The sequence below is a fragment of the Haloferula sp. A504 genome (assembly GCF_044385805.1).
GTDB lineage: Bacteria > Verrucomicrobiota > Verrucomicrobiia > Verrucomicrobiales > Akkermansiaceae > Haloferula.
In genome coordinates this window covers 214,932-226,753 of sequence record NZ_JBISBU010000003.1, presented here as the reverse complement: position 1 = coordinate 226,753, position 11,822 = coordinate 214,932, and the positions used below count along the sequence as shown (strand labels likewise).

Genomic DNA, 11,822 nt, shown 5'->3' with positions numbered 1-11,822 from the left:
CCGGCATGGCGCTCGCAGAGCGCCACTCCATGCCACTCCATGTAACCATCCCCCCACCCCACCGCGTACCCCCGGACGAATCCGCGCTCAACATGAAACCTCTCATCCTTCCACTCATCCTCAGCGCCTCGGTCCACGCCGCCGAGCTCAACCCCTCCCACATTTCCCCCGACGCCAACTGGTGGCTGCATGCCGATCTCGAAGCGGTGCGCGACACCGAAATCGGAAAACGCGTCGTCGAGACCATCGAAGACAAGCAGGGCGCCCAGCTCCGCGCCGTGAAGCGGATGTTCTCGATCAACCCCGTGACCGATCTCGCGGGCATCACCCTCTACGGCGACGGCGGCAAGGACCGGGCGGTCGCCATCATCCAGGGCAGCTTCGACCGCGCCCATCTCGAGGATCTCGTGGCCGCGGCCGATGACTACAGCTCGGAGAAGAAGGGCCAGTTCACCATCCACTCCTGGACCGACAAGGAGAAGCGCCAGCACGCCTTCTTCGCCGCCGACGACACCCTGGTGTTCAGCCATTTTGAATCCCTGCTCAAAACCGCGATGGACACGCTGGGAGGCACTGGCATGGACCCCGACCCCTTCGTCGCCGCCGGCTCCACGGCTCCCTTCCTGGTCGGATCCGCGAACCTGTCCGAAGTCGAGATGGATGACGATGGTTCCAAACTGCTCGGCCATGCCGAGACCCTCAAGATTGCGGTGGCGGAAGCCGGTGACCGCATGGAAGGCCGGATGCTCATCGAGACCGCCGACCCCGCCGATGGCGAACGCTTCCGCAAGGTGATGGACGGCATGATTGCCCTCGGTCAACTCGGCAACGCCATCCTTCGCGACGCCGACATGCGGTTCGAGGCCCGCGCCGAGGACGGTGGACGGCGGGTGAACTGCACCCTCAGCCTGCCCAGCACCACCATGATGGAGATGATGGAGAAAGACGGCGCCTTCGATCGCATTGGCGAATGATCCTGTCCCCATCGGCATTCATCGTCTAGACTGCCGGACGCATGCCCGAAAACCAGGAGCACCCGACCCCGGACGAGGCCGCGCTCGTCCGGGAAAGTCGTGCCGGCTCGGCGGCCTCCTTCGACCGCCTCGTCCACGAACTGCATCCGCGGGTCTTCGGGTTTCTCCTCACCCTCACCCGCAACCGTCAGGACGCCGAGGACCTGACCCAGGACACCTTCGTGCGGGCCTGGCGAAAACTGAATCACTTCGATCCCTCACGCCCACTGCTTCCGTGGCTGCTGACCATCGCCCGTCGGCAGTCGATTTCGATGCTGCGCAAGAAGCGCCCTCTGCCTGCGCTTGAGATCGACACGGTCATTCCCGCTCCCGAACCTTCGATTGCCCCCGACCTGTGGCGGACCGCCGAGAAGCATCTCACCCGGGATGCCTTCAGCGCCCTCTGGCTGCACTACCGCGAGGATCTGCCGCTCGCCGAAGTCAGCCGGATTCTCGGCAAGCGCGAGGGCGCGGTGAAGGTGCTCGTCCATCGCGCCCGCAAAACCCTGGCCGAGGCAATTCGCAAGGATTCGTCCGGTCCGCCGCCGCTGCCCAACACCCCGCCACCGCTTCCCTCCATCTGGAACAACGCCCACGTCCCGTCATGAACGAGTCCGACATCGACCGCCTGCTTCGCCTGCAGGCTCCCGAAATCCCGGTCCGCCCCGGTCTCGAGGCCCGCATCCACGCGGCGCTCCGTCAGCGCCACCGGCATCTCTCACCCGCATGGCTAGCACTCCCCGCCACTGCCGTCGTCGCGCTCGTCGTCGTGCTGTCGCCACAGGAAAAGCCGGTTCCGAAAGAAGTCTTCGTGTCCGTGCCCGCGCCCGCGGATGAGGGTGCGTTGGACCTCGAACTCAATCCTTTGGGCAGCGAGGCCGAAGCCATCCGCAACGACGCCGAACGCACCGGGCGTTTCCTGATCAACTGCCTGCCGAGCCTGTCGGTCGCCGAGCGTTGAAGGGAGTGGCTCTTTCCAAGAGCCATGACGGGGCCGGGCGACGTCCACGTCGCGGAAAGAGGCAGGCCGCGAGTGTGACCTCCCGACCGAGATGGGCGACTCCGCCACACCGAGTCGGCTGCAAGCCGACCCGCCCCGGCATGGCGCTCGCAGAGCGCCACTCCTACCCCAGCGCCTTGGCCATCAGCTCGTTCATCCGTCGCACGGTGTCGCGGGCATCCTCGAGCAGACCGGCGGCCATCAGCGCGTTGTCGAGAAGCTGACCCGCCACCATCTTGGCGAGGTCCGCATTGTCGTCCTTGGCCGAAGCCAGACGCTTGATCAGCTCGTGACGCGGGTTGATCTCGAGCTCGACCTTCACCTCGTCGGAGAAGTTCTCGTCCATCGCCTTCATCATCTGCCGCATCTGCGGCGTCATGGCATCCTCCGGCACCAGCGCGACCACCGGACTGTCGACCAGCCGCTTGCCGGCCCCGACCTTGGTCACCTTGTCGCCGAACTCGGTCTTCAGGAACTCGCACAGGGCGGTCGTCTCCTCCTCGGAGAGCGCCTCACCCTCGACCTCGGCATCGTCGAGATCCACGCCGCCCTTGGTGATCGAGCGCAGCTTCTTGCCGTCGAACTCCGCCAGCGAGTCGGCCACGTATTCGTCCACCGCATCGGTGAAGTAGATCACCTCCAGCCCGCGGGTCTTGAAGGCTTCGAGGTAGGGACTCGCCTCGATCTGGTCGCGCGAATTACCGACAATGTAATAGATCTCCTCCTGGCCGTCCTTCGCCCGTGAAAGATAGTCCTTGAGGCCCGCCACTTCGCCGGCCTCGGTCATCGAGGTTTCGAAACGCAACAGCTTCGCCAGCGCCTCCTTGTTGGCGAAGTCGGTCGCCACGCCCTCCTTGAAGAAGCGGTCGAACTTCTTGTAGAACGCGCGCCATTTCTCCGGATCGGCGTCGGCCTCCTTGTCGAACATCTTGAGCACCCGCTTGCTGATCACCGTGCCGATCTTCCGCACCAGTGCGCTGTCCTGCATGGTCTCCCGCGAGATGTTCAGCGGCAGGTCGGCGCTGTCGATCACCCCCTTGAGGAAGCGCATCCAGTCGGGCAGCAGACCCTTCGGCTCGGGATCGATGAGGACCTTCTTGCAGTAGAGCGCAACGCCCGGATCCACCTTGCCGAATCCCATGTTCTCCGGATTTTCCGAGGGCACGAAGACCAGCGCGTTGATCTCCAGCGGCGCGTCGGCCGAGAAATGCAGCCGGTACTGCGGCTCGTCGAAAGCCTTCGCCTGGAACTTGTAGAACTCCTTGTATTCGTCGTCGCTGATCTCGCTCTTGTTCTTCAGCCACAGCGCCTCGACCTCGTTGACGCGCTTGCCATCGATCATCACCGGGAAGCCGACGAAGTTGCTGTAGGTCTCGACCAGGTGCTTCACCCGGTATTCCTCGGCATACTCCTTCTGGTCCTCCTTGAGCTTGAGCACGATCTTGGTGCCACGCGCCACACCCTCGGCGGGCTCGATCTCGTAGCCGCTGGTGCCGTCGCTGGTCCACACCAGCCCCTCGCCGTCCTTGCGCCAGCTGCGGGTGAAGACCTTCACCTCGTCGGCCACCATGAAGGCCGAGTAGAAGCCGACCCCGAACTGGCCGATCATGGTCTCCGGCGACTTGCCACTGTCCTTCATCGCCTGCAGGAAAGCCTTGGTGCCGGAATGCGCGATGGTGCCGAGGTTCTCCACCAGCTCGTCATGGGTCATCCCGATCCCGTGGTCTTGGATCGTCAGCGTCCCGGCCTCCTTGTCGGCGATGATCTCGACCTGCAACGGCAGCCCGGCGTCGTGGACGTCCTTCTCGGTCGCCTCGACGTGGCGCAGCTTCTCCATCGCGTCGCTGGCATTGGAGATCAGCTCGCGCAGGAAGATCTCGCGGTCGGTGTAGAGGGAGTGGACGACCAGATCGAGCAGTTGCTGGATCTCGGCCTGGAAGACGTGTTTTTCGGCAGTCGCGTCGCTCATGGCGGCGCGAAAAATACGCATCCCGCCCGGGCTGTCAACCGGCCGGCCACATCGATCCCGCAAGTCGACAAATCCGCAATATCCGGGCGTGGCCAGTGCTGGGGATCTGCGAAGAAACACCTTGAGGGTCCCCCATGGCCACGATGGCCGGAGCAAGCCTGATCATTCCTTTGGCCAGCGTCGGCTGACCTCATGCAACCACTGTCGGGCGATGAGTTCGTGGCCCTGCGGCAGCGGATGAATGCCATCCCAGATCCAGTGATCGGGTGGAACCTCCTTCGCCGCAGCATCGAACACCTGCTGTGTTTTCACATGCACGGCATTGAAATCGCGGGCCAGCCTGGCGACGACCTTGCGCAGCGCGTCGGTCGCCTCGCGCCGGGTTTTCCACACGCCCTCCTCGCTCAGCGGGCCCGACTGCAGGACGAAGGGATCGAGCAGCACCAGTTTGAGGTCCGGATTGGCCTCGCGACTGGTCTCGAGAAGATGACGGTAGTCGGCTTCATAGGCGTCAGCCTGAACTCCGGAGGCGACATCGTTGGTGCCGATGAGAACGCTCAACACGTCCGGATTGAGATCGACGGCATCCTGCCGCCACCGCTTGCGCAGATCTGCGACCGTGTTCCCGCTGTGGCCACGGTTCAGGAAATCGAGCGGTATCGACGCCATGTCGACGCCCAGACGGGCCGCCAGCAGAAACACGTAGCTGTGGCCCAGGTAATGATTGCGGTCCTTCTGGTTGCGCCCCCACTTCATGTCGGTGATCGAGTCACCCTGGAAGAGCAGACGGGTGCCGGGCGTGAATGCAGGAAGTGACGGCCCCTCGGCGGCGGTTGCCGACACGGCGGCCATCGCCGTCGGTGCGCCTCCCAGCAGGCTGGCTCCGGTGATCAGTAAGCTGCGGCGGTTCATGAAGAATGGCGTGTGGATGCAGGTGTTCCAGGCGACCGGAGGTATGCTGCGTCGCGTCTGAGGAGCGAAACAAACACTCCCAGCACCACCCCGCAACCCGCACCCAGCAGGTGGGCGCTCACGTCCGTGTCCGCCCCGCCGATCCCGAACCAGCCGAAGAGGCCGAGGCCGACGCCGAGTGGCACCAGCAGGCGCTTCATCTCGCGCAGGTGGTGGGAGCGCAAGACGGCCACCGAGCCGTGACCCACGACCAGGCCGAGCGCGCCGAAGGTCGCGGTGGAGGCGCCGAGGGAATGAAATGGCCCCGGCATGTGGAGCCAGGCATTCAGAAGATTCCCGACGTAGCCACACAGGAAAACAAGAACCCACCCGCGCCACGGACCGAAGGCCGTCGCGACCATGAGGCAAAAGAATCCGCCGATCGCGATGTTGCCCATGAGGTGCTCTAAGTCGGCATGAAGAAACAGCGCCGTCAGCGGCCGCCACCATTCCCCGCCCTTGATGACGTCGATCGACGAGTTCATGAAACGATCGGTGATCGCCGGGTCGGTCATCTGACGCAGGAACACGAAGCCCAGCGCCAGCACCCACAACAGCGCAACGCCCAGACCAGGCGAGTGGCCGACCGCCTCCGGCATCGCCGCAGGAACCTCCCGGCATTCCTCTTCGTAGAGCGCGAGTTCCTGTTCGATCGGCTCCGCGTCCTCCTCATCCACCTCGAGCACGAAGCCTTCCGGCTCGGCCCGCACGCGGCAGTCACGATTCATCGCCAGCACCACCAACGCGCGCTCGTCGGCCTCCGCCAACGAAGGCCACCGGCCCACCGGGCGCAAAGCATCGAGCAACTCCTCCATTCGCGGGAAGCCTACCGAAGAACCGCCGGGATGCAAAGGAGTGGCTCCTTGCAGGGGCCATACCCGGGCGAGGCGACCTCCGGGTCGCGGCTGGCGATCCGCCACCATGAGGCAACCCGCTCCCTGCGGCCGGAGGCCGCCGCGCCCCGTCATGGCGCTTGGAAAGCGCCACCCCCCCGTCTCCGGCCCCCACCTGCGCATGCCGATCTCATCATCGGCGCTCCTTCACACCCCCCCGCCCTTGCCCCGACGCGCGTCGCGGCTTTCAATCCCCCATGCGTTTTCCCCACGGCCACCTCGCCTACTGCACCAACATCCACCCGGCCGAGTCCTGGGCGGAAACCCTCGCCGTGCTGGAAAAGCACACGCTGCGCGTCCGCGACCTCGTCGGAGGGGCCTCCGCCCCGTTCGCGATCGGATTGCGGCTCTCCGCCAACGCGGCCCGGGAATTGCTCAAGGGCGACCAGCTCGCCCGCTTCAAGGACTGGCTCGGCGAGACCAACACCTACGTCTTCACCATCAACGGATTCCCCTACGGCGACTTCCACGGCACGCGGGTGAAGGAAAAGGTCTACCTGCCCGACTGGACCTCGCCGGACCGGGTCAACTACACCAAGAACCTCTTCACCATCGTCTCCGAGCTGACCCCGGAAAAGGTCGGGGGCTCGGTTTCCACCCTGCCCGGCTCGTTCAAGGCCTTCGGCGCCGACGAAAGCCTGATCCGCGAGAACCTGATCGAGCTGGCCGACTACATCGACGCCCTCGCCGAGGTCTCCGGCACCGACCTTCACCTCGGACTCGAACCCGAGCCGCTCGGCCATTTCGAGAACACCGAGGAAACTCTGCGCTTCTTCGACCGGTTGCTCGACGAGGCGGACGACCACGAACGGGTCAAGCAGCGGATCGGCATCAACTACGACTGCTGCCACTTCGCGCTGGAGTACGAGGACTGCCGTAGTTCGCTCGAGGTCCTCCGCCGCGAGGGCCTGCGGATTTCCAAGATCCACCTCTCGGCCGCGCTCGCGCTCGACCCCCGCGACTTCGACGCCGTCGAAACCGCCCAGCGCTTCGACGAGCCGACCTACCTCCACCAGGTCATCGAGCGCCGGCCCGACGGGCGCATCGTCCGCCACACCGACCTGCCCGATGCCGTCGCCGCGCACGACCCCGGCGATTCCGCCGAGCAATGGCGCATCCACTTCCACATCCCGCTCGACCACGAGCCCGCGCCGCCGCTCAAGTCGACCCGCATCCAGGCCGAGCAGGTGCTGCGCCTGTGCGACGAGGATCCCGGCATCTGCTCGCACTTCGAGATCGAGACCTACACCTGGGGCGTGCTGCCCGAGGAAATGAAGCGCCCCGTCGAAGACCAGATTGCCGGGGAATACCGCTGGGTCCTGGAACAGACCGACGCCTGATGATGCGATCGCTCCTCGCCAGCCTGCGCACCGCCAACGCTCCCAGCGTGGTGAGCAACGTCGTGCTCGGTTGCCTGCTGGGGCGCTTCTACTGGGGCGGCGCCGAGGCGATCGGCCCCGTGCTGCTGTGGCTCAGCCTGTCCGCCCTCCTGCTCTACTTCGCGGGCAACCTTGCCAACGACTGGTTCGACCGCGACTGGGACAAGAAGCACCGCCCCGAGCGCGCGCTGCCGCAGGGAACTTTCCGCAGCTCGACCTATCTTGAGTTCGCCATCATCGCCGCCGTGCTCGGCGTCGCCTTTGCCTTTGTCGTTGCGGCGCGCTCGGGCATCACGGCTCTGATCATCGTGGTCCTGATCGCGATCTACACGGCGATCCACAAGAAGACCGCCTGGGGGGTGGTGCCGATGGGCCTGTGCCGGGCCGGACTCTACGTGATGGGGTTCCTTGCGGCGTGGCCAACGAACCTCCTGATGATCATGCCCGACTCGACCATGAGGATCGACTTCGCCAGCGCCTTGCAAAGCGCCCTCGTGATCGCCACCCACGCCCTGGGACTGCTCGCCTACATCGCCGGACTCTCGCTGGCCGCTCGATGCGAGAGCCTGCCCCACCCCCCCCGCAGCACCCTGATCCTCTCCCGGGCGATGCTGCTGCTTCCCCTTGCTGCGATGTCAGCGTGGTGGATTCCGTGGTATCCGCTTTACGGGGCGCTCGCCCTCATTCCCTTCGCGATCTGGATGGCGCTCTGCCTCACGGTCTTCCGCAAGCCGGTCCCGCGCTTCGTCTCCAAGCTGCTGGCCGGCATCCCGCTGATCGACTGGATCGCCGCCATTCCGCTGGCCACCACCTTCATGCTTCCCGAGACCCCCCTGCCCTACGCCACCTGGATCGGCTTTCTGCTGCCGCCGCTGGCATTCGGGGCCGCATTGTTGCTGCAGAAGTTCACGCCGGCGACGTGAGGAGGACCGCGCGACGCTGTCGCGCCCTGAGCCACCGACGACGCTCTCCAATTCGAGGAGCCGGGATGCATCACCAACACCGCGGCATGGCCGCCAGCCAATCCAATCCGCCCAGGCCCATCAATGCGCGACAGCGTCGCGCGGTCCTGCCTAACGGCTCATCTCGCATCCATGCGCGGCGAAACCCGCCCCGAAGGCCGTCAACCACCAGCGCGAGTCGTCGCCCGCCGATGCCAGAGCCTTCTCCAGCGCGAACAACACCGAGGGACTGCTCATGTTGCCGCACTCGGCGAGTACCTCGCGCGTCTCGTTCAAGCGATGCGGCAGCACCCCTTCGAGCGCCTCGATCACATCCCGCCCGCCGGAGTGCGCCAGCACCCGGTCCGGCTTCTCATCAAGCTGGTCGTAGAGCTCCTTCACCGCCTCGGCCGCCAGCCCCGGCACCGCCCGGTCGAGCTTGTTGCGCAGCTTTCCGCCGGCATTGACGAAGCGGATCTTCTCGCGCTCCTCCGGACGGTGGACCGTGGAGAAATTCCGCGCCTGCCACCTGCCATCGCCGGCATCACCCGACCAGACCGCCGCCGCTGCTCCATCCCCAAAAAGGCACAAGGAAATGAGCACCCCGGGATCGTCATCCGCGAAAAACGCCGCCGAGCACACCTCGACCGCCACCGTGGCCACCCGCATGCCCGACGCCACCAGGCCTTCAGCCCCGCGCAGCATCGGCACTGCCGCACCGCATCCGAGACCGACCAGATCCTGCAGGTAGGCGTCCGACCTCAGCCCGAGCATTTCCGCGACGTGGCTGGTCACTCCCGGGCACAGATAACCGGTGCAGGTGCACACCAGCAGCGCATCCAGATCGGTCGCCCGCAGGCCCGCCTTTTCCAAGGCCGGCACCAGCGCGGCGGCCGCCAGTCGCGGTGCCTCGCGCTCGAAAAACTCGTTCAACTCCTGCGCCCCCCGCCCGATCACCGGCGCGATGTCCGGCAGGCAGAAGTAGCGCGAGTCGATGCCCGACCCGCCATTCGCCAGAACCTTCTGCAGCAGGACCCCGGACCCTGGCCGCAGATTTTCGAGCAGGCCGGCCTCGCGCAGGGCGTCGAGACATTGCGGTTGGGTGTAGCGGTAAGGCGGCAGCGCCGTGGCGATGGATTCCAGATACATGATCTAACGGACGAGGGAAAGAAGGGGACGGAACGGCAGCAACCCGCTCCGGGCGGTCCACTCCAGCACCTGCTGGCCGACACCATGGAGCAGCACCCGGTGGATCGCCATCGCATTTGTCAGCCGCCGCCGGAATCTCCGCCGTGCATCGCGTCGCACGACCTCGATGACTTCGCTCCACTCGCAGGATCCGCCGCTCCAGGCCGCGATCGGTTCCAGCGCCAGCTCGGAAGACTCCAGCGCCATGCTCATGCCGTTGCCGGTGAAGGGAGGGATCATCCCCGCCGCATCACCAATCGCACACACCCCGGGCTCCTCGGTCTGCCAGCCAAGCCGGAACCCGGCCACGCCCAGAAACGAATCCTCATCCCGCCGGGCCGACTGCATCCGGCCTGCCAGCGCCTCATGACCGCCGCGTCGCAGATACTCGAGCAGCAAGTCACTTCCCTTCGCCCGCAGCGACCGGTCGACCCTGAACAGGCCACAGGCATTCACCCGTCCGTCCTCCACCGGTGACAGTCCGAGATAGCCGTTCGACCCGAGGTGCATCTCCAGCCCCCGGCTCATCGGGAAATCCTGCAGGTGGCACTTGAGTCCGACCCACCCGCCCTTCGCCGGGATGCGGCCCGCTGCCCACACCACCCCGGGCTTCGGCTCGCGCGGAAAACGCGAGTCCTCGACCACCTCGCCGCCTCGCTCACGCAACCTCGCCGCCAGACGCTGGTCCAGCCGGTGACGCGAAATCCCGAGGGCAGGCACCGGCAGTTCATCCTCAAGGATTTTCCGACCCTTGCGGTACCACACGACCGAGCGATGCCGCGCGGCATCCGCCAGGTCATCGGTCAAATCCAAGGCCTCCAGCGTGGCCTCCCCGACGCCGGAAATGAACTCACCGCACACCCGGTGGCGGGGATAGCTCGCCGCCTCGTGCAGGGTCACCGGGACCCCTCGACGCCGCAAACCCAGCCCGAGCGCCAGCCCGGCCAGACCGCCCCCCGCGATGATGACTCCCTGCTTCAACGCCGCAGGCTAGCACCTCCCCTCCACCATGCCACCTGGAACGTCGCGCCGCCGGGCCAGCCATCGCAGCCCGCCGCGCCCGTCCAACTGCTCCGAAATCTCCCAGTCGTCCGCATCCAGGCCCAGCAACCCGGCCAGCTCTCCCCGTCGGAACCCCGCCCGGATGCTCACCGGCATGTCATGACGGGTCACCCGGCCGACGAAGGGAGCCATCAGCCCGCCCAGTCCGAGGGCGAGGCGGGAACGCCACGGCTCCACCGCCACCACCGCATCAAATCCGCTCATCCGTTCACCCAGAGACCGGAGCGCATCGGCCTCGAAGTGATGCAGGAACAAGTTCGTCACCAGCACCCCTCCCGAAGTCTGGTCGTGGAAAACATCCTCCCGCCTCCAACCGATCTCCGCAGGCAGCCCGTCCGGCCTCGTCGCCCGGTCCACGCCGATCGCCGGCCCGAAACCCGCCAACCTCCGCAGCAGGTCTCCCGAGCCCGCCCCCCACTCGACGATGCCGCTTCGCGCCCGATCCGGCATTTCCGCCACCCGCCGTAGGATCCAGCGGTCATTCCCCATCAGGAAGTTGAGCAGCCGCAGATCGGCACGGGCGGACTGGGCCTCGGGATCATCCGTCGGCAAGTCATCAAGAATTTCCGGCTCAACCACCCGACGCACGCCGCCAGCATCGCGCCCATCTCCAACCACGCAAGCCTCACCCTCCCATCTTCCACCTTTCCTCCCCCATCTTTCCTCCCCCATCTTCCCGCGCATGAAGCGCCTGCTGCTGCTCACCCTGACGCTCCTCCTGTCGTCCTGCTTCGACGTCCGGGAAGAGGTCACCGTCGCCGCCGACGGTTCCGGCCGACTCGTCTTCGACTACTCGGTCCCACCAACGGCGCTGCGAGCCGTCAGGGGAAAGGAAGGCATCCGCGAGGAGATCGACAAATTGATCGCCTCCGAACCCAGGGTCCGCCTTGAGACGCTGGAAATCATCGACGATGGAACCGATGCCCGCATTCACATCGAGATCGTCGCCGACACGATGCTGGCGCTCATGGATCTCAAGCAGACCGAGGCGTTCCAGGATCTCCCGGCCAGCAGCCGCAACCTCGCTGGAACGATTGATGTCCGCCTCGACGGCCTGAAGGTTCAGACCCATCGGGAGATCAACGTCGCCAACGCCCTCGGACTGGCCACCCTCGCCATCGGACGGGAGGAACGAGAGCAACGTCAGTTCGAGTACATCATCCACCTCCCCAAGGCCGCCGAGAACCACAACGCCGACCTTGTCGAAGACAACGGTCGCACGCTGATCTGGAAGCGGACGCTCGGTCAGGCCCTCGATGAGCCGATCCACCAGCGCTACACCGCGCCGATCCCGTTGCCCGCGTGGGTCATCCCGGCAGTTGTCATCGTGGCGATGCTGATCGTTCTCGGCATCGTCTCGCTGGTCCGGTCGATCCGCAGGAAGATGTCGGCCCAGATGGAGGCCAGCTCCTGAAACACAGTGAAA

12 protein-coding genes are annotated in these 11,822 nt (G+C 65.8%); 6 read left to right on the top strand and 6 right to left on the bottom strand.

Annotation, left to right across the window (positions count from 1 at the left end):
- Positions 1–92 precede the first annotated feature (92 nt).
- From ACG2LG_RS03005 to ACG2LG_RS02995, 3 genes are read left to right on the top strand one after another with little or no spacing between them, the layout of a single operon-like run.
- A complete protein-coding gene (locus ACG2LG_RS03005; RefSeq protein ID WP_396256177.1) occupies positions 93–974 on the top strand; it encodes a hypothetical protein in 882 nt (293 codons plus the stop codon).
- A 41-nt stretch (positions 975–1,015) separates the two neighbouring features.
- On the top strand, positions 1,016–1,621 hold the full coding sequence (locus tag ACG2LG_RS03000) for an RNA polymerase sigma factor (RefSeq protein ID WP_396256175.1): 606 nt from the start codon (positions 1,016–1,018) through the stop codon (positions 1,619–1,621).
- Positions 1,618–1,974, top strand: coding sequence for a hypothetical protein (locus ACG2LG_RS02995; RefSeq protein ID WP_396256173.1), 357 nt, complete (start codon positions 1,618–1,620; stop codon positions 1,972–1,974). The genes ACG2LG_RS03000 and ACG2LG_RS02995 overlap by 4 nt, the downstream gene beginning before the upstream one ends.
- 163 nt (positions 1,975–2,137) lie before the next feature.
- Here ACG2LG_RS02995 and htpG read toward each other — a convergent pair whose 3' ends face one another.
- From htpG to ACG2LG_RS02980, 3 genes are all read right to left on the bottom strand, one after another.
- Positions 2,138–3,982 (bottom strand): molecular chaperone HtpG, encoded by a 1,845-nt coding sequence (gene htpG, locus ACG2LG_RS02990; RefSeq protein WP_396256171.1) that lies wholly within the window; start codon positions 3,980–3,982, stop codon positions 2,138–2,140.
- Positions 3,983–4,144: 162 nt separating this feature from the next.
- The gene (locus ACG2LG_RS02985; RefSeq protein ID WP_396256169.1) at positions 4,145–4,894 is read right to left on the bottom strand and encodes an SGNH/GDSL hydrolase family protein; all 750 of its coding nucleotides are present in this window, start codon (positions 4,892–4,894) and stop codon (positions 4,145–4,147) included.
- Complete coding sequence (locus tag ACG2LG_RS02980) at positions 4,891–5,748, bottom strand: rhomboid family intramembrane serine protease (protein WP_396256168.1); 858 nt, start codon at positions 5,746–5,748, stop codon at positions 4,891–4,893. Before ACG2LG_RS02980 ends, ACG2LG_RS02985 begins: the two co-directional genes overlap by 4 nt.
- Before the next feature lie 275 nt (positions 5,749–6,023).
- On the opposite strand from ACG2LG_RS02980, the gene eboE reads away from it, so the two are divergent.
- The gene (gene eboE, locus ACG2LG_RS02975) at positions 6,024–7,166 is read left to right on the top strand and encodes a metabolite traffic protein EboE (RefSeq protein WP_396256166.1); all 1,143 of its coding nucleotides are present in this window, start codon (positions 6,024–6,026) and stop codon (positions 7,164–7,166) included.
- Entirely contained in the window at positions 7,166–8,128 is a 963-nt protein-coding gene (locus tag ACG2LG_RS02970; protein ID WP_396256164.1) for a UbiA family prenyltransferase, read from the top strand. The genes eboE and ACG2LG_RS02970 overlap by 1 nt, the downstream gene beginning before the upstream one ends.
- 150 nt (positions 8,129–8,278) lie before the next feature.
- On the opposite strand, the gene ACG2LG_RS02965 is transcribed toward ACG2LG_RS02970, so the two are convergent.
- From ACG2LG_RS02965 to ACG2LG_RS02955, 3 genes are read right to left on the bottom strand one after another with little or no spacing between them, the layout of a single operon-like run.
- Positions 8,279–9,295: a type III polyketide synthase gene (locus tag ACG2LG_RS02965; RefSeq protein WP_396256163.1), complete on the bottom strand. Its 1,017-nt coding sequence runs from the start codon at positions 9,293–9,295 to the stop codon at positions 8,279–8,281.
- A 3-nt stretch (positions 9,296–9,298) separates the two neighbouring features.
- A complete protein-coding gene (locus ACG2LG_RS02960; protein ID WP_396256162.1) occupies positions 9,299–10,315 on the bottom strand; it encodes an NAD(P)/FAD-dependent oxidoreductase in 1,017 nt (338 codons plus the stop codon).
- Positions 10,316–10,324: 9 nt separating this feature from the next.
- On the bottom strand, positions 10,325–10,984 hold the full coding sequence (locus tag ACG2LG_RS02955; protein ID WP_396256161.1) for a hypothetical protein: 660 nt from the start codon (positions 10,982–10,984) through the stop codon (positions 10,325–10,327).
- 94 nt (positions 10,985–11,078) lie between these two features.
- Between ACG2LG_RS02955 and ACG2LG_RS02950 the strand changes: the two genes are divergently transcribed.
- Positions 11,079–11,810 carry a hypothetical protein gene (locus ACG2LG_RS02950; RefSeq protein WP_396256160.1) on the top strand — a complete coding sequence of 244 codons (732 nt, stop codon included), beginning with the start codon at positions 11,079–11,081 and terminating at the stop codon, positions 11,808–11,810.
- Positions 11,811–11,822: the final 12 nt, after the last annotated feature.

Excerpts from the sequence above, each read along its gene's own strand:
- ACG2LG_RS03005 (WP_396256177.1), top strand. The coding sequence starts at position 93 with ATGAAACCTCTCATCCTTCCACTCATCCTCAGCGCCTCGGTCCACGCC.
- ACG2LG_RS03000 (WP_396256175.1), top strand. The coding sequence starts at position 1,016 with ATGCCCGAAAACCAGGAGCACCCGACCCCGGACGAGGCCGCGCTCGTC.
- ACG2LG_RS02995 (WP_396256173.1), top strand. The coding sequence starts at position 1,618 with ATGAACGAGTCCGACATCGACCGCCTGCTTCGCCTGCAGGCTCCCGAA.
- htpG (WP_396256171.1), bottom strand. The coding sequence starts at position 3,982 with ATGAGCGACGCGACTGCCGAAAAACACGTCTTCCAGGCCGAGATCCAG.
- ACG2LG_RS02985 (WP_396256169.1), bottom strand. The coding sequence starts at position 4,894 with ATGAACCGCCGCAGCTTACTGATCACCGGAGCCAGCCTGCTGGGAGGC.
- ACG2LG_RS02980 (WP_396256168.1), bottom strand. The coding sequence starts at position 5,748 with ATGGAGGAGTTGCTCGATGCTTTGCGCCCGGTGGGCCGGTGGCCTTCG.
- eboE (WP_396256166.1), top strand. The coding sequence starts at position 6,024 with ATGCGTTTTCCCCACGGCCACCTCGCCTACTGCACCAACATCCACCCG.
- ACG2LG_RS02970 (WP_396256164.1), top strand. The coding sequence starts at position 7,166 with ATGATGCGATCGCTCCTCGCCAGCCTGCGCACCGCCAACGCTCCCAGC.
- ACG2LG_RS02965 (WP_396256163.1), bottom strand. The coding sequence starts at position 9,295 with ATGTATCTGGAATCCATCGCCACGGCGCTGCCGCCTTACCGCTACACC.
- ACG2LG_RS02950 (WP_396256160.1), top strand. The coding sequence starts at position 11,079 with ATGAAGCGCCTGCTGCTGCTCACCCTGACGCTCCTCCTGTCGTCCTGC.